The 18,087-nt window shown below is 43.5% G+C and carries 15 protein-coding genes; 7 read left to right on the forward strand and 8 right to left on the reverse strand.

Annotation, left to right across the window (positions count from 1 at the left end):
* Positions 1–7 precede the first annotated feature (7 nt).
* Both BK026_RS03060 and BK026_RS03065 read left to right on the forward strand, forming a co-directional pair.
* The gene (locus BK026_RS03060; RefSeq protein ID WP_071814493.1) at positions 8–1,330 is read left to right on the forward strand and encodes an MFS transporter; all 1,323 of its coding nucleotides are present in this window, start codon (positions 8–10) and stop codon (positions 1,328–1,330) included.
* Positions 1,331–1,396: 66 nt separating this feature from the next.
* The gene (locus BK026_RS03065) at positions 1,397–2,203 is read left to right on the forward strand and encodes an alpha/beta fold hydrolase (RefSeq protein ID WP_071814494.1); all 807 of its coding nucleotides are present in this window, start codon (positions 1,397–1,399) and stop codon (positions 2,201–2,203) included.
* Between the two features lie 51 nt (positions 2,204–2,254).
* Here the strand turns inward: BK026_RS03065 and glgC are convergent, their stop codons facing one another.
* Positions 2,255–3,532, reverse strand: coding sequence for a glucose-1-phosphate adenylyltransferase (gene glgC, locus BK026_RS03070; protein ID WP_071814495.1), 1,278 nt, complete (start codon positions 3,530–3,532; stop codon positions 2,255–2,257).
* A 464-nt stretch (positions 3,533–3,996) separates the two neighbouring features.
* On the opposite strand from glgC, the gene BK026_RS03075 reads away from it, so the two are divergent.
* Positions 3,997–4,530, forward strand: a complete 534-nt coding sequence (locus BK026_RS03075; protein ID WP_071814496.1) for an SRPBCC family protein — start codon at positions 3,997–3,999, stop codon at positions 4,528–4,530.
* A 189-nt stretch (positions 4,531–4,719) separates the two neighbouring features.
* Positions 4,720–5,751: an MFS transporter gene (locus BK026_RS03080; protein ID WP_256253644.1), complete on the forward strand. Its 1,032-nt coding sequence runs from the start codon at positions 4,720–4,722 to the stop codon at positions 5,749–5,751.
* Positions 5,752–5,754: 3 nt separating this feature from the next.
* Here the strand turns inward: BK026_RS03080 and BK026_RS03085 are convergent, their stop codons facing one another.
* The 7 genes from BK026_RS03085 to BK026_RS03115 all read right to left on the reverse strand — a co-directional run bounded on the left by BK026_RS03085 (position 5,755) and on the right by BK026_RS03115 (position 14,123).
* Entirely contained in the window at positions 5,755–6,735 is a 981-nt protein-coding gene (locus tag BK026_RS03085) for a transposase (protein ID WP_071817461.1), read from the reverse strand.
* Between the two features lie 316 nt (positions 6,736–7,051).
* Positions 7,052–7,948, reverse strand: a complete 897-nt coding sequence (locus tag BK026_RS03090) for a hydroxymethylglutaryl-CoA lyase (protein ID WP_071814498.1) — start codon at positions 7,946–7,948, stop codon at positions 7,052–7,054.
* The gene (locus BK026_RS03095; RefSeq protein ID WP_071814499.1) at positions 7,948–9,966 is read right to left on the reverse strand and encodes an acetyl/propionyl/methylcrotonyl-CoA carboxylase subunit alpha; all 2,019 of its coding nucleotides are present in this window, start codon (positions 9,964–9,966) and stop codon (positions 7,948–7,950) included. Before BK026_RS03095 ends, BK026_RS03090 begins: the two co-directional genes overlap by 1 nt.
* A complete protein-coding gene (locus BK026_RS03100) occupies positions 9,956–10,756 on the reverse strand; it encodes an enoyl-CoA hydratase/isomerase family protein (RefSeq protein ID WP_071817462.1) in 801 nt (266 codons plus the stop codon). The genes BK026_RS03095 and BK026_RS03100 overlap by 11 nt, the downstream gene beginning before the upstream one ends.
* A gap of 12 nt (positions 10,757–10,768) precedes the next feature.
* Positions 10,769–12,376 (reverse strand): carboxyl transferase domain-containing protein, encoded by a 1,608-nt coding sequence (locus BK026_RS03105; protein ID WP_071814500.1) that lies wholly within the window; start codon positions 12,374–12,376, stop codon positions 10,769–10,771.
* Positions 12,377–12,549: 173 nt separating this feature from the next.
* A complete protein-coding gene (locus tag BK026_RS03110; RefSeq protein ID WP_071814501.1) occupies positions 12,550–13,719 on the reverse strand; it encodes an isovaleryl-CoA dehydrogenase in 1,170 nt (389 codons plus the stop codon).
* Entirely contained in the window at positions 13,716–14,123 is a 408-nt protein-coding gene (locus BK026_RS03115) for a MerR family DNA-binding transcriptional regulator (protein WP_071814502.1), read from the reverse strand. Before BK026_RS03115 ends, BK026_RS03110 begins: the two co-directional genes overlap by 4 nt.
* A gap of 351 nt (positions 14,124–14,474) precedes the next feature.
* Here BK026_RS03115 and BK026_RS03120 point away from each other — a divergent pair, with 351 nt between their 5' ends.
* The 3 genes from BK026_RS03120 to kynU all read left to right on the forward strand — a co-directional run bounded on the left by BK026_RS03120 (position 14,475) and on the right by kynU (position 17,934).
* Positions 14,475–15,650, forward strand: coding sequence for an acetyl-CoA C-acyltransferase (locus BK026_RS03120; RefSeq protein WP_071817463.1), 1,176 nt, complete (start codon positions 14,475–14,477; stop codon positions 15,648–15,650).
* A gap of 99 nt (positions 15,651–15,749) precedes the next feature.
* Positions 15,750–16,709, forward strand: coding sequence for a S9 family peptidase (locus BK026_RS03125; protein WP_071814503.1), 960 nt, complete (start codon positions 15,750–15,752; stop codon positions 16,707–16,709).
* Positions 16,699–17,934 carry a kynureninase gene (kynU, locus tag BK026_RS03130; protein WP_083574989.1) on the forward strand — a complete coding sequence of 412 codons (1,236 nt, stop codon included), beginning with the start codon at positions 16,699–16,701 and terminating at the stop codon, positions 17,932–17,934. Before BK026_RS03125 ends, kynU begins: the two co-directional genes overlap by 11 nt.
* Positions 17,935–18,087: the final 153 nt, after the last annotated feature.

Consider the following 18,087-nt stretch of genomic DNA (forward strand, 5'->3'; position numbering starts at 1 on the left):
GACTGATATGGCCCAATCGCATGTCGAAGGGGTTTCTGCTAGCTCGGCAGGAGCATCCAAAAGTTATCGAAACTATGTGTTATTTATTCTTACATTGGTATATGCCTTTAACTTTATAGATAGACAGATTATTGGCATCTTATCACCCTTTATCAAAGCGGACCTTGGTTTAGATGATGCGCAATTAGGTTGGCTAAAGGGGATTTACTTTGCGTTGCTTTATACAGTAATGGGGATACCCATAGCATGGTTGGCTGACAGGTATAGCCGTGTCAATATTATCGCTATATCTTTGACGCTTTGGAGTGGTTTCACCGCCGCATCAGGGCTTGCAGCGAACTATCTTCAGTTAGCATTAGCCCGAATTGGGGTGGGAATAGGCGAGGCGGGAGGTAGCCCACCATCACACAGCATAATTTCCGATTTATTTCCCAAAGAAAAACGGGCCGGGGCACTTGCCATTTACTCGTTAGGAATTCCTTTTGGTGTCATGCTTGCATTTTTTGCATCGGCATTTTTTCTCCAGGGAGGCTCTGCCGACTGGAGAATAGTAATGTACAGCGTAGGAATACCAGGCGTATTGCTGGCTTTATTGCTCAAGTTCACGGTGAAAGAGCCTGCTCGCACAGCATCGGTACAACAGGCTGACGGCGTCAATAAGCCAAGTGTAAAAGCATCTTTAAAAATGCTGTTAAAAATTCCGACGTGGTGGGGGATGGCACTTGGTATTTCATTTGGATCGTTTGGCAATTATGCTATTTCTACGTGGGTTATTGATTATTATGTGCGCGCTTTTGCCGGGCTTGATATTACACAGCTGCTAATTGTATTTGGAATTATCAATGGAACGGCTTACGCTTCAGGCGTATGGTTAGGCGGCTACATTGCAGATCGCTGGGGTAAGCACAATAAAAAAGCATACGCGTTGCTGCCTGCAATAATGCTGATAATAGGTCTTCCCGCATTATATATTTCACTACAGGTAACTGACTTATGGTTATCGGTAGGTTTGATGGCGTTGTTGTTGTTCACCAGTGGATCGTATTTAGGGCCGAGCTTTGCCATGGCACAAACACTGGCGCCGCTGAACGTTAGAGCAATGTCTACAGCTTTGTTTTTCTTTGTACTTAACATTATAGCGCTTGGTGGCGGGCCTACCTTGACTGGGATAATTAGCCAGGCACTTGTCCCTGAACTCGGTGAAACAGAGGCTTTACGGCAAGCTTTGATATATTTAGTTGTGCCCTATACGCTTTCTATCGCTGTATTTCTATGGACGAGCACTAAAATCGTGAAAGACTGGGAAATGGCGGAATCGAGAGGGTTATAGTACTATTGCGCGCGACGCAAAGGGGGCAGTGTACGCCCCCTTATTAGTTTTAATTGGAGCAAAAATTTGACCTCGTCTGAACTAAGCTTTCATTTTGCGCATGCAAACGGGTTTCCTGCCGGCAGCTACAACACATTATTTAGTGCCCTCCCAAGGCATTTTCGCCGTATACATGTAGAACGTTTTGGTCACGACCCCGCGTTACCGGTTAATGGAAATTGGCGTAACCAAGTACTTGAGTTGATAAGGCACGTAAAAAAAGAAAACAAAGATCCTAGAGGTGTTTACGGGATAGGACATTCGTTTGGTGCTGTAGTGACTTACATGGCAGCCTGTGAGGCTCCCGAGTTGTTTAGAGGGCTTATCTTATTCGATCCGCCATTAGTTGTTGGGCCGCTAAGTCACTTTTTTAAATTCGCTAAATACACGCCTTTGATTAATAAACTTACTCCAGCAAAATTAGCGCAAACTAGAAAAACATCATGGCCAAGCTCTACAGATATGGTGGCGTATTTTCACGGGAAATCGTTATTTAGAGATATGGACAAGCGATGTGTGAGAGATTACGTAACAGCAGTAACAGCGCGTAAAGGCGACAATATTTCACTGACATTCAAAGCAGACGTTGAAGCAGCACTCTTCAGAAACGTACCACACAATCTAGCCAAATATACTGGAAAACTGAAATGTCCAGCGGTCCTGGTAACAGGGAATAAAAGTAACGTATGTAAACCTGAAATGTACATGCGCTTAATGAAACAAAACGCTATTGAACATACTCAACTCCCTGGAGGGCATATGTTTCCTCTAGAGCAACCAGAGATGGTTGCTGAATTTATTACTAGCACTTTAAATGAATGGAACAAAGAGTAGGCCCAACCGTTCTCGAACTGAGCCTTAATATCGGTGGATTAATTGACTAATCTACTTCGCTTTAATTAATCCACCAACAGGTTGCCCTAGCATTTCTCGCGTAACAAGGACGACTCCTTTTTCAGATACTCGAAACCCGCGAGAACGGTCTTGTTCATGATCATAGCCAATGGTGGTGCCCTCGGGAATGACACACCCCCTGTCAATGATCACTTTCTTCAGTTTACAATGACGCTTTATTTCAACATCGGGTAGGATAACGGCGTCTTCAATTAAGCCGTAAGAGTGTACTCTTACGTTAGAAAAGCAAATGGAGGATCTCAGTGTTGAACCTGAAATGATGCATCCGCCAGATACCACGGAATTAATGGCTTCACCACGTCGGTCATGATCTTCCCAAACAAACTTTGCAGGGGGGAGTTGCTCTTGATATGTCCATATGGGCCATTTTCTATCATATAAGTTCAATTGAGGTACTGGTGCCACCATTTCCATATTCGCTTCCCAGAACGAGTCGATAGTGCCCACATCTCGCCAGTAAGCGTTATCTCCGCCGCTTTTTTCGAATGGATAAGCATATACGGGGTGGTCTGCTATGATTGATGGAATAATATCTTTACCGAAATCTCTTTGGGAGCCCATATTCTCAGCGTCAACCCGCAACTGCTCGAAAAGGAACTCTGTGTCAAAAACGTAATTGCCCATCGACGCCAGGCAGCGAGAGCTATCGTTAGGGAGGGGGGCTGGATTCGCTGGCTTCTCTTGAAATCCGTTTATCCGATAATTTTCGTCTACAGACATCACGCCAAAAGCCCCTGCAGCTTCCTCGATAGGTACGGACATACAGGAAACGGTCATCTTTGCACCAGACTCTTTGTGTTTAGCCAGCATATCACCGTAGTCCATTCGATAAATATGGTCACCTGATAAAATCATGACATAAGTAGGCAACTCATCGCGAATGATATCTATATTTTGGAATACTGCATCAGCTGTACCTTCATACCAGTTGTCTGAAAAGCGCTGAGACGCGGGCAATATTTCAACTGATTCACCAAGTTCTTTTTTAAAGTGGCCCCAACCACGAACAAGGTGTCGTATGAGTGAATGCGACTTGTATTGTGTAACAACGCCAACACGACGAATTCCCGAGTTTACGCAATTCGATAAAGGGAAATCGATGATTCGAAATTTACCACCAAAATAAAGCGCGGGTTTTGCACGCCAATTTGTGAGCTCGTGCAGCCTTGAACCCTTACCACCTGCTAAAATTAAAGCATATGTATCGCGTGTTAGGTTACTGATATAACGAGAACTCTGGTCTGCCATTTCCTAAAAACTCCTGTAACAAAACGATAAATTTAATTTGGTAAAAATAAACACTAAATAGGGGAGAGCTAACACGAAAAATCGGTGTAGCCTGTAAAGATAATCATTCGCTCAATCCATATTACACAAGATCAATTAGAAAGACAGTCAAGTTTGTATACTTACGGTGTTCTCAGATACTTGGTAACCAGGTTTATGCAATATTATTAACCGGTAGGTCATAGCACTGTAGTGAGAGTGACTTCTTACTTATGCATTACGCAGACATCCAAATGAACAACGAAGACATCCAACAGTTTCTAAGGAAAACAAGACACCCACTACTTCGTCTAAGTGAAATGATGCGTTATGACGTTTGTGCTATTTAAGCTATGAGACAGTCTTTAAAAATCATTATTTTTGAAAAGTGACATATGTTAATTAAATGTTATATTTAATGTTCACTACTGCATTGGAGTTTAATTATGGGCGTCTTACGAAAGTTACTAATTTTTATAGGAATACTTATTGCGCTGTTAGTTGCTATTAGCTTTGTTTTACCGAAGGAATACAGTGTAGAGCGTTCAGTAGTAATTGAGGCAGCCCCCTCAGATGTTTATCCCTACATTGTAGATTTGAAAGAGTGGCAAAAATGGGGAGTGTGGTTTAAGCGAGACCCGAATATGAAGCTTGATTACTTCGGCCCTGACCGTGCAATAGGAATGCGGTCGGTATGGAGAAGTGAGACCGAAGGAAACGGCGAAATGGAAATTACCCAATTAGAACATAACAGCAAAGTCGTTTATCGTCTTTATTTTCCAGATTTCGATATGGGGTCGACAGGCGTTGTTTCTATTTCTCAAAGCCCGGAAGGCAGTAGGGTTGTATGGAAGGATGAAGGAGTGGTAGATAACAACCCTATTAATCGTTACTTTGTTTTGTTGATGGATTCAATGATTGGTCCCGATTTTGAGTTGGGCCTAGAAAATTTGAAGACAGTAGTAGAGAACCAAGACTAATAAATAGCATGCATAGATGATCTGTGAGAAAGGCCTTCATGTATAAGAAGAAAACAAATTTTCTACCGTATCGTGGATAACAAACAACGTCTCATCACCGGGCTTTCATTCAACAAGATTGCTGACCTCCTTATTTCGGCCAAGACAACCCTGACAGCGCTGATGCTAGCGGCAGGAGTACCAGCATGGATGATAAGTTGGCTTGTGCCAATTCGAGAATCCGGTGCGCTGCTTCCTCAGGCGCTGCTTAGCATTTACCTTAGCCAAAAGCCTTATCGACATAAAGTGTGGCGCATCGGCATGTTTGTTCAACTCTTCTCTATTACCGCCGTGCTTATTTCATTTTATTTTTCTTCTGGGATAACCACGGGGGTATTGGTACTTAGTTTTCTAGCAACACTAAGTTTAGGACGGTCAATTTGTTCACTAACCCTTAAGGACATTGCAGCGGATGTAGCCGCTAAGGGCGAGCGTGGGAAGTTATTAGGTAAGGCTGCTACCATATCCGGAGTTTGTACGCTGCTTATTGCACTGCCTTTAGTTAGTTTCGATGAAAAGCTGGATCAGCTAGCAATAACAATGATGCTGGCAATCAGTATTTTGTGTTTCGCTTTTACGTTAATTTGGATGTGGCCACTTAAAACAGAGGTAGAAATAGCAGAAAAAAGTGCGTTTAAATTACAAGCTGATAAAGATGTGATTAAGTTTATTCTCGTAAGAGGGCTTTTTGTTCATTCTGCACTAGTAGCCCCTTATTTTATGCTAGAAAAGCAGAGTGAAGCATCTGACCTTTTGCCTATATACATTGCCTCAGAAGCGCTCGCAGCACTTATATCGTCATACATATGGGGTAACATTTCAGACAAAAGTGCCAAGTTGACGCTACAGCTTGCCGGCTCTTTGGCATTTATTGCATGTGCTGGTTTGTTATTCATAGATTCTCCGAGTTTATGGATTTCTGCGGGACTGTTTTTTGTTCTTTCAGTTGCTCACACGGGTGTGAGATCAGGGAGAAAAACTTACAGTTTGGACGTGAAAAGTGGGCAAAAGAGGACGGAATTAGTTGGGTTTTCTAATACAGCGATTGGCTTTATCCTCTTAGCCTTTGGCGCAATTTATGCTTTATTAACACCCATGCTCCCATTTTCAGTTGTTTATGTAATGACAGCAATGCTGTTACTCGCAACGTTGTCGACTCTGTTTTTAACAAACGAAAAATAGACTTTATCTGAAGAGTAGTTTAGCAGCGCCCATGCCCATGATTCTCTTTCTGGCGGTAAGCTGTTTAAATTTATTGAGCGCTTGTGGGCTGCCTATCGCAACGCCAAATAGCGTTCCAAAGTGTTTTACAAGCGCTTGCCATTGATACTCTTTAAAACCGAACTTATTGACTTTTGAAGTAATGCCAGTGACCGCTAATGTGTGGCTATGCTCTGCCTTATTGCATACTGATATAGAGTTGACCAATAATTCACAATAATTGTTGAAACTAAAGCTTAATCTAAACTGCAGCTTTGTCTCCGTTTGCTCTGAAAATGGCACAAAGGCTACGGACTTTTCACCATTTGAATCAAGTTTTATTCTACGCCGAATGCTGGTGTATTGTGATGTGTTTAAACATTGTGCTATTCCGGCTCTTATTGGGTTTAAATCAACATAGGCCATGCATGCTATGACCGCTCGCTCATCCAAAAGTGCTTGAGAAAAGAAACGTCCCTCCCAAAAACGGCCTGTACAATCGTCTTCTTTGTTGGCTTTTCTCGCAATGAACTCATTAAGATCCCTCATAAACCAACTAATGCTAAAAAGCCGTTGACGGTATAATTCGGCTGTTTTTTCTACCATCTCTAATTCCGACTCGGAAAGCTTTTCATTTTGAAGAAATTTACGCGTAAGGGCAGAACCTTTATGTAATTTATGCCATTGACACAGTACCATTTTAGTAGACCAAGACTGGACCGTATTTTTATCAACGTACAAAACAAGGTGTATATGATTGCTCATCACCGCGTAGGCACAGACTTTTATGGAGAATACTTCTGCTAGAAAGTGAATACGTTTTTCTATCCAAGCTTTTCTATATTCATAATTTTGTCCTGTTTTTCTGTCGAAACCGCATAAAAAGCTTTTGCGCACACATCGTGTTACGCAATGGTAATAGGGGGTATTCTCAAGACAAATAAGGGATTTTCTGCTTTGTGCCATGACAAGGTTTAATTGATGAAACATAGCTTAAATTTAACACTTAAATAGATAAGTAAAACCTGAACAACGGACCGTTTTTAATAGCTTATCCTAGATAAAAGCAATGATTTTGCTTTTGACTCAACAGATGTTTGACACCCAATGCTTTGGTTTAGGTGCCAATCGCTATCTACTTTGTAATCTGACAATCTTCTATAACGGGTGGACTTGAAGCTATCTCATTAAATTAGAGGAGGGCAAATAGTATTAGTTATAAATTCCATGTTTAAAAAGGGCAGATACCCTTTGAAAGGTCTCTGCCGTTTAGTTGGTCTTGCTATGCGCAAAGCGCGTTTGCAACTTTTGATACTGGCGGTCGGCCAAGAAGCTTCGCTACAAACTTTGATGTATTTAGTAGCTTAGCCATATCAACACCCGTAGAGATCTCCATGCCGTTTAACATATACAGCACATCCTCGGTCGCGACGTTACCACTGGCACCCTTAGCGTATGGGCATCCACCTAAACCCGAGACGGAGGAATCAATCGTAGCGATGCCATATCCGAGAGCGGTGTATAAATTTACCAGTGCTTGTCCGTAAGTATCGTGAAAGTGAGCCGCAACTTTTTCACATGGTAGATACTTAAGTACTTCATCTAACAGCCTCTTTGTGTGTGAAGGAGTGCCAGTGCCAATCGTATCGCCAAGGGAGATTTCATAACACCCCATATCAAGCATTGCCTTTGATACTGAGGCAACAGACGTAGGCGCAATATTTCCTTCATAGGGGCAGCCCATCACACAAGAAACATAGCCTCGTACTTTTATGCCATTGGCGCGTGCTAGCTCAACAACGGGTTCGAACCGCTTAAGGCTATCTGAAACAGAGCAATTTATATTTTTTAGTGAAAAAGATTCCGAAGCAGCGCCAAAGACTGCTATTTCTTTGACACCCACTGATAGCGCAGATTCTAAACCTTTTAAGTTTGGGGTTAGCGCGGAATAAGTGACGTCTTTTGAACGGTTAAGTGTAGTAAAGACATCCATTGAATTTCCCATTTGAGGAACCCACTTGGGTGAGACAAAGCTTCCAGCTTCTATCCTTTTTAGCCCAGTTGCAGACAAACTTTCAATAAGTCGCACTTTGTCTTCCACGCTCAGTATCTGTTTCTCATTTTGAAGGCCGTCTCGCGGACCAACTTCAACGATCGAAACTTGTGACGGAAAAGCCATTAGTCCTCCTTGTTCCCAGCACTTTTGGGTTGATACGAGAGCAAGGTTGCACCGCCATCCACCAGTTCTCCTGGCTGATAGAAAAAGCTTTCTACGGCCCCATCTTGCGGAGCTGTTATTGTATGCTCCATTTTCATTGCTTCCATAACGAGTATAGGTTGCCCTTTCTCTACTGGGGCATTGGGCTCAACCAAAAGTGCAACTATTGTCCCATTCATTGGTGCTTCTAAGGCAGCATCACTGTCTGAATTTTGCTCTTCACCGAGTGAAGGAGGTACAACTGAAAATGAGATATGGGTGTCTTTGTTGAAGAGTGTATACTCACCGTTCACAGCGGAAAACACATGGGAAGTTCTGTGGCCATTTACGATAGTGCGAATTTGATTCTCGTTGACCACACCTTCTACAGTAAATTCATTTTGCCCTATTTGCATTTTAAAAATCTGTAAAAGCTCATCATTGCTGTAGGTAACCGTGACGGAAATAACCTCATTTTTTACCAAAAGATCAATCGTTTCTCGGTGGTGTGAATTACATCTCCATGGTCCTGATTTCTGCCAAGGGGCTGAAGAATTATCACTTTCTGACAGGTGACTTGGTCTTTTTAAAATGGTCAGTAGTGTCATGACAGGAAGAATAGATTGAGAGAACCTTTCGTTTTCACTCGTAAATAAAGAGTCACTATGCTTATCAATAAAGGTTGTTGTTAACTCCGCATTTTGGAAAGCATCATGACTAGCAACCCTTTTCAAGAAGCTAATATTTGTTGATAAACCCTCTATGTAGTAGTTATTCAATGCATGAATTAATCTTTTTAGCGCAATCTCTCTAGACTCGCCCCAAACAACCAGTTTGGCGATCATAGGATCGTAGTAGACACTAACTTCATCGCCTTCTCTTACACCCGTATCTACTCTCACTACTTCAGTTTGAACGGGCGGCCTGAGTAAGTTTAGTGTACCGGTGCAAGGCAAGAATTCGTTATCTGGATCTTCAGCATAAATTCGTGCTTCAAATGCATGGCCAGAAAGTACCAACTCTTGCTGTGTTTTAGGTAGTGCTTTACCTTCCGCGACGGTTAATTGCCACTGAACGAGATCTTCATTAGTGATCATTTCGGTAACAGGATGCTCAACCTGCAAACGCGTATTCATCTCCATGAAATAAAATGAGCCATCTTCATCGAGAAGAAATTCTACTGTCCCAGCGCCAACATAGTTAATCGCTTTAGCTGCCTTTATTGCAGCTTCCCCCATTTTCTCTCTAATTTCTTGAGACATATTGGGGGCAGGGGCTTCTTCGATTATCTTCTGGTGCCTTCTTTGCACCGAGCAGTCACGCTCGAAAAGGTAAACACCATTACCGAGTTCATCACAAAATACTTGGATTTCAACGTGACGGGGGCGAGTAAGGTATTTTTCAACGAGCATATGATCATCGCCAAAACTGGCCATTGATTCTCGTTTAGCTGCATTTAACGCTTGGGTGAATTCTGAGCCACTCCAAACTTGACGCATTCCTTTACCACCGCCACCTGCAGCTGCTTTCAATAAAACAGGGTAACCCATCTCATCCGCTGCCGCTTTTAAAGTTGATTCGTCTTGATTATCACCATGATAGCCAGGTACGAGTGGTACCCCAGCATCTTCCATAATTTTTTTGGCTGCAGACTTTGAGCCCATCGCCTCTATTGCTGATGCCGGTGGACCAACGAAAATAATATTGTTTTCAGCACAGAGTGTAGCGAACTTAGCATTTTCGGAAAGAAAACCATATCCAGGATGAATTGCGTCAACACCGAGCTCTTTTGATTTTTCAATAATTAGTTCGGCTTTCAAATAGCTCTCTTTAGATGGACTAGCACCTAGATAAATTGCCTCATCCGCCATATTCACGTGCATTGCATTTTTATCAGCATCAGAATATACCGCAACGGTCTTAATACCTAATGTTGTGGCTGTCTTGATAACGCGACAAGCTATCTCACCGCGATTAGCGATTAATAATTTATTTATCATTTTGAGCCTCCACCCAACATGCATTGCGTTTATTGAGAAAAGCGCTTAACCCTTCTTGCCCTTCTTGAGACGTTCGGATGGACGCAATCAATTTACTTGTTTGAGGAAGAAGGGCGTCGTTAATTTCCTGACTTGACACCCATTGCACGAGTGATTTGGCTTGAGCTGTTGCATTCGGGCCGTTTTTTATGATGTTCGATACAATATTATCAATGGTGCTATCTAATTCATCTTCAGACACCGCTTCACTAAGAAGCCCAAGTCTTCGGGCTCGTCGTGCAGAAAAAACTTCCGCTGTTTGGAAGTAACGTCGACAAGTGCGAGCGCCCATGGCTTCAATAACGTAGGGACTTATGGTGGCTGGAATTAAACCTATTTTTACTTCACTTAAGCAAAACTTGCTTAATTTGCTTCCAATCGCTATGTCACAACAAGCTACAAGCCCAACGGCTCCGCCAAATGCGGCGCCCTGAACCCTTGCGATTGTTGGCTTTGGAAGGGTGTAGAGTGTCTGCAGCATTGTTGCTAGAGCAAGAGCGTCCTTTTCGTTCTCATGCTCCGAGTAACTTGCCATTTTTTTCATCCAGTTTAAATCAGCACCAGCACTGAAACTTTTTCCTTCGGCACGCAAGATAACCGCTCGCACAGAGTCATCATGACCCGCGCGTTCGAAGAGAGCAGTAAGCTCTTGGATCATTTCGTCGTTAAACGCATTGTGTTTTTCCGCTCGATTCAATGTGATGACAGCGGCTCTTTTGTCATCAACGTGGTATGTCACAGCATTTTCCATTTCACGCATCTCCTACATTCTAAATATGCCAAACTGGGTGTCTTCAATAGGTTTATTGAAAGTTGCAGAAAGAGACAGCCCTAGAACAAGACGAGTATCAGCAGGATCGATTACCCCATCATCCCATAAGCGAGCAGATGCGTAATATGGATGTCCTTGTTTTTCATAAGTGTCGATAACAGGTTGTTTGAATGCTTGTTCTTCCTCTTCGCTCCAATGCTCACCAGAGCGCTCTTTTTGGTCGCGTTTAACTTGTGCCAAAACGCCAGCTGCCTGCTCCCCACCCATCACTGAGATACGTGCATTCGGCCACATGAAAAGGAAACGAGGATCATAAGCTCGGCCGCACATCCCATAGTTACCGGCACCAAAGCTTCCTCCTATCAATACGGTGAGTTTAGGGACATTTGCACATGCAACAGCGGTAACCATTTTGGCTCCGTGCTTTGCTATTCCACCATGCTCATACTGTTTTCCAACCATGAATCCCGTTATGTTTTGCAAGAAAACTAACGGAATTTTTCGCATTGCACATAGCTCAACGAAATGTGCACCTTTAAGAGCACTTTCGCCAAATAATATGCCGTTGTTTGCCACAATACCCACAGGAAACCCAAAAATTCTTGCAAAGCCGCATACTAGGGTTGTCCCGTACAATGGTTTAAATTCATCAAAATCTGAATCATCAACAACGCGGGCGATAATTTCTCGAACATCAAATGTTTGTTTGCTATCAGCAGGAACAACGCCGTATATTTCTTTCGGATCGTATTTAGGTGATTTGGCTGGCTTCACGTCTAGGGCAACCGTTTTTTTACGATTTAGCCGCGCGACGGCGCTTCTAGCGAGTGACAAGGCATGATGATCATTGTTCGCTAGGTGGTCAGCAACACCTGATATCCGAGTATGCACATCGCCGCCGCCAAGTTCTTCAGCAGTAACCACTTCTCCAGTTGCAGCTTTAACTAGAGGAGGGCCTCCCAAAAATATTGTTGCTTGCTCTTTAACTATTATACTTTCGTCAGCCATCGCGGGAACGTAAGCTCCGCCAGCAGTACATGACCCCATAACAACAGCAATTTGAGGGATATTCTTAGCTGACATGTTTGCCTGATTGAAGAAAATTCGACCAAAGTGTTCTCTGTCAGGAAAAACGTCATCTTGCCGAGGCAAGTTTGCGCCTCCAGAGTCTACCAGGTAGATGCAAGGCAGATTATTTTGCTCAGCTATTGTCTGTGCTCGTAAGTGTTTTTTGACTGTAAGGGGATAGTATGTACCACCTTTTACAGTCGCATCATTAGCCACAATCATGCACTCGGTACCAGACACCATGCCGATACCTGCAACAACGCCCGCGCAGGGCACATAATCGTCGTAGACTTCCCATGCCGCCAACTGACCGATTTCTAAAAACGGCGTGTTGTCGTCAATAAGTGCATTTATTCTATCTCTTGCGAGTAGCTTGCCCCGTGACAAGTGACGCTGAGCAGCCTGTGCTCCACCACCTTCTGAAATCTTCGCTATTTTTTCTTTTAAATCGTTCACCTGAGTTTGCATATGCTCACTGTTGGTTTTGAACGTGTCAGATTTAGTATTTATTTTTGAGCTAAGAACGGGCATAACCCCTCCTTGTTGATGAATTCAAGACACACATCTATTGCGTCTTTTACCTATCTAGACACCCAAGTTAAGGTTAATGGATGCGTGGGTGTCTTGATAAACGTTGTACTACTATTGAGTGGGTGTCTTGGTAAACGAGTTGCGGTAATAATTCCAAGACACCCAAACTGCGACTATCTAGATTCGTTGAATAATTCTCGCCCGATAAGCATTCTTCTGATTTCCGACGTTCCCGCACCAATTTCGTACAGCTTGGCATCTCGAAGTAAACGGCCAGTAGGATACTCATTGATGTAGCCATTGCCCCCAAGTAACTGTATAGCGTCTAATGCCATTTTTGTTGCTAACTCTGCCGAGTATAAAATAGCACCGGCGGCGTCTTTTCGCGTTGTTTCACCTCTATCACAAGATCTAGCGACAGCGTAAACATAAGCTCTCGCAGCATTCATCTGAGTATACATATCCGCAACTTTGCCCTGAACCAACTGGAACTGACCGATGGACTGGCCAAACTGTTGTCTATCGTGAATATAAGGAACAACGATATCCATGCATGCCTGCATAATACCGAGAGGCCCTCCCGATAGAACGAGACGTTCGTAGTCGAGGCCGCTCATTAACACCTTGACGCCTTCTCCCTCGTTGCCCAGCACATTTTCCGCTGGCACCTCACAGTCTTCGAACACTAGTTCACACGTGTTTGAAGAACGCATTCCTAGCTTGTCTAATTTTTGTGCTCGACTAAACCCAGGGAAGTCACGCTCTACTAAAAATGCAGTAATCCCTTTCGGCCCTGCATTGGGGTCTGTTTTGGCGTAAATAACAAAAGTATGGGCATCGGGGCCGTTGGTGATCCACATTTTGTTTCCGTTAAGGATATAGGTATCGCCTCGTCTCTCTGCTCGCAATTTCATACTTACAACATCAGAACCCGCATTTGGCTCACTCATTGCTAGTGCCCCAATATGCTCACCAGTGACAAGTTTAGGTAGGTACTTTTCTCGTTGAGCCTCATTACCATTTTTGTATATTTGGTTTACACACAAATTTGAATGTGCTCCATAACTCAATCCAATACCGCCAGATGCTCTGCTCACTTCTTCCATTGCAATAGTGTGAGCGAGATACCCCATATCGGAACCGCCATATTCCTCTGATACCGTGACACCCAATAGACCCATATCGCCGAGTTTTTTCCATAATTGGTTCGGAAACTGGTTTTCTTCGTCTGCTTTCGTTGCGATAGGCGCAATCTCGTTCTGTGCGAATTGATAAACTTGGTCTCTCAGCATTTCGATATCTTCGCCAAGTCCAAAATTTAAAGTAGGGTAAGAGGTGTTCATACAATTTTTCCTCGGTTTAATTCTGCCAATTCTTCTCTACACCGAGCTTCTACATCATCTAGCTCGGCCATTAACATTTGGATGTCTTCTAATTGCTGTTCCAGTACAGCGCGCTTTTGTTTACTCATGTTGAGCATTGTTTCTAGCTGTACTGCTGAATTTGGATTGCTGTCGTACATGTCGAAGAGCGTTTTAACCTCTGCAAGAGAGAAGCCCAGACGTTTACCGCGTAATATCAGTTTTAACCTTACGCGATCTTTATTAAGGTAAACTCTGTTCTGCCCGGTTCTCGTTGGCGACATAAGGCCTTGCTCCTCATAAAACCTTATAGAACGCGGCGTTATGTCAAATTCTCTCGCTAATTCGCCTATAGCGTAAGTTGGTTCCTTCTCGCACTTGTTCATTGCTTGTACCTTTTCAGCGCCGTATCTAACACCTCAGCTCTAGCATGGGTGTCTTTGTAATTTGGGTTATGTAATCATGATTTGTGGTGCTTAACATCGGCGGCACCAACGATTGCCGAATTATTGGCATAGTGCCTTTTGTTTCATGCCGTAGTGTTAAGTTGACACACACAAAATACAGGTTTACGTTAACGTTAATTACATTTTACGTTAAGGTAAAGTAACATTTTCCTAACGTCAATTTTTCAAAGTGGCAACGCGCTTTTGTATTTTTAATGGGTGTCTAGATTTGTATACATCTTTGACGATGCTGTGAGCGAACCAAATGAAATTAAATATCTAGGGGGTTTTATGAGTGGTAATTCAGTTGTTATTGTTTCGGCTAAACGCACACCAATGGGGGGATTCAATGGTAGTTTGTCTTCGTTGAAAGCAACACAGCTCGGTGAAGTAGCTATAAGTGCGGCATGTTCAGAGCTAGATGTCTCTCACGTTGATGAAGTCATCCTGGGTTGCGTGTTACCTGCAGGCCTGGGTCAGTCACCAGCTCGACAAGCGAGTTTGGGGGCAGGTTTGCCCCTGAGCGCAGGCGTTACCACAATAAACAAGGTGTGCGGATCGGGCTTAAAGTCAGTCATGATGGCTCACGATTTAATTAAAGCGGGTAGTGCAGAGGTTGTTGTAGCCGGTGGCATGGAAAGCATGAGCAATGCGCCCTATATGTTGCCTAAAGCTCGCACAGGATACCGCATGGGTCATGGTCAGGTCGTTGACCACATGATGCTTGATGGGTTAGAAAATGCTTACGATGGCAAGGCCATGGGATGTTTTGCTCAAGATACGGCAGATGCAGAAAATATTACTCGTGGGAAGATGGATGATTTCGCATTAAGTTCATTATCAAAAGCGCATGATGCGATAAATACAGGCACTTTTGCCGATGAGATTGTACCGGTAACGGTTACGTCACGTAAGGGTGATACTATTATCGATACAGATGAAGGCCCAGGCTCTGCTCGACCAGAAAAAATACCTACATTGCGACCTGCTTTCAAAAAAGATGGTACGGTTACAGCGGCGAACTCTAGCTCAATATCAGACGGTGCTGCGGCACTCGTTGTTATGAGTGAAGAAAAAGCAGCGGCTCTGGGAATGGCGCCCCTCGCGAAAATAGTAGCCCATTCAACGCATGCTATAGAGCCCGAAAATTTCACTGTTGCACCGGTAGGCGCGATGGAAAAAGTACTTGAAAAGGCGGGGTGGGTAAAAGAAGAAGTAGATCTTTTTGAGATCAATGAAGCATTTGCAATGGTCACGATGCTAGCCATCGCTAAACTTGGTTTAGATGAGACCAAAGTTAATGTGAAAGGAGGTGCATGCGCATTAGGCCATCCCATTGGTGCTTCAGGGGCTCGTATACTGGTCACACTTATTCATGCGCTTAAGCAACGTAATGGTAAAAAAGGAATTGCTTCTCTTTGTATCGGTGGAGGAGAAGGTGTTGCGGTGGCAATAGAGATGCTTTAGTTTGTTTCGTGTAAGCAATAATAAAATAAATGTAATTTAACCAGAAAGCGGTCCAATGCTGCGACCGCTTGTGTTTAAATAAAAAGAAAAGTCTTACATATGAATAAGAAAGTTATCACCCTCAGTTTTGCCTTAGTCCTAGGCGCTTGTTCAACAACGACAAAAAATATTGGCGGTAAGTCGAATCAACCTGGTCAAATAAAACCCGTACGGGAGTCTTCCGCAACAGCAGAATACGGGACTCGCGAAGAAAACGTGATCATGAGCAGCGTTGTGGGCCGAACCCAAATTCCCTATAGCGATTTGCAAGCGCTCCCTACATCAACGAAAAGTTCATCGTTTAGTTATGGTGACGATCCTCTGCAATTTGTTTCCGTTTGGAATGCGAAGAAAACAGCAGGTAACGAGAATAGGACTGATCAAGCTGTTATTTTTGTGCATGGCGGATGTTGGCTAAATGCATTTGACTTGACGCACGCCGAAGGCCTTTATCATGCACTTTCCGAACGAGGTGTGGGTGTCTATGCAATTGAGTACCGCCGTACGGGTGATGAAGGGGGCGGTTGGCCTGGAAGTGCTATGGATGTCTCGTTAGCAATCGACGCATCTCTTAAGCACATTGCAAAAGAAAAACGATACCAGCAGGTTTCAGTTATTGGTCATTCTGCCGGTGGACATTTAGCACTTTTGGCCGGCCAAACAGTAAATCCACCTAAGGGTGTCTCGCTAAATACCATCATAGGCCTTGCAGCTATAACTGACGTGAAGAAGTACGCGTTGGGTAGCAATAGTTGCCAAACCGCAACCCCCCACTTTATGGGAGGTGAGCCTAAGGAATTAGCCGATGAATACAAAAATGCCACCCCGCATGCAGCTGATATTGCGTTTTCAATACTGCTGATGCAAGGTACAAGCGATAGCATCGTCCCAGTCGAACATGCGTTTATGTCGGGGGCTACCACAATAACGGTTGAAAATGGTGGTCACTTTGACTGGTTACATCCCGATAGCACGTCTTTCAATGCTTTATTTGAGGTTTTAAGCAAAAATGATGAATAAGGTTTTTTCTGCAGAGCAGTTAGATAGTAAAGATCCAATCCGTCATAAGCGCGAATTGTTCTCACTACCAGAAAATACAGTCTATTTGGATGGTAATTCTTTGGGCCCCTTACCGAAGGCCGCTGAACTGCGAGCTAGAGAGGTCGTTAATGAGCAATGGGGACGTGACCTCATCACAAGTTGGAACAAGCATGAATGGATATCACTACCTTCAAAGGTAGGTGACCAGATAGGAGCGCTTGTTGGTGCGAAAAGTGGACAGGTAATCTGTTGTGATTCAATTTCAGTCAATCTTTTTAAAGTGTTAAGTGCAGCGCTTAAAATGCAACCTCATCGAAAAGTCATTGCAACGACGAAAGATAATTTTCCAACCGACTTATATATGGTCCAAGGGCTTATCGAACTGCTGGGCGATGATTATAGACTTGAATATATCGATGAACACAACATTGAAGCATCGCTTAACGATGAGATCGCTGTGTTAATGCTCACTCAGGTAAATTTTCGTTCTGGCAATAAGATAAACATGAAAGATGTTACGGCGTTGGCGCACAAACATGGCATATTAACACTGTGGGATTTAGCCCACAGCGCTGGCGCATTCCCTGTTGAATTAGACGATGCCCATGTAGATTTCGCCGTCGGTTGCACCTATAAATATCTCAACGGTGGGCCTGGTTCTCCAGCATTTATTTACGTCGCTGAGCGCCATCAACAACGCTACAAGCAACCCCTTGCAGGCTGGATGGGGCACGCTGCTCCGTTTGCATTCGAGCCTGATTACCAACCAGCTCAGTCCATCAAGCAAAACTTGTCAGGTACACCCGGCGTGATAGGTATGAGTATTTTAAGTGCTGCCCTAGAGGCTTTTGATGACGTTTCTTTAAAAGCACTTGATGAAAAATCGAAAAAACTACAGACATTTTTTATTTGTGAGGCTAAAAGAGCTGGTGTTTGGGATGCGTTTGATTTCGCAAGCCCTGTTATTGATAATCGCGGTAGTCAAATAGCGCTTAAGCATAAGGACGCTTATGCGATATGCCAAGCATGGATAGCTCAAGGTGTCATTGCAGATTTTCGAGCACCGGATATTTTGAGGATAGGTTTTGCACCACTATATCTTCGCTTTGTTGACATCGAATATGCAGTTGCTCAGCTATCCTTGATCATCGAGGAAAGGCAATATGAGGACCCGGCTTTCAAACAGAAGCATCATGTGACTTAATTAACAGTCTGCATTGATTGATAAATATTTACAGTTGGGTGTGGTACAGTGTATTTTCGCGCTTATAATGAGTGATATTCACGACGTTCGGTGGTTAGTTGTTTTTGGTTAAACGTTTTATCTTACTTCAGGTTTTCATGGGTTTCTTCGCGC

The organism is Alteromonas sp. V450 (assembly GCF_001885075.1).
Lineage (GTDB): Bacteria > Pseudomonadota > Gammaproteobacteria > Enterobacterales > Alteromonadaceae > Alteromonas.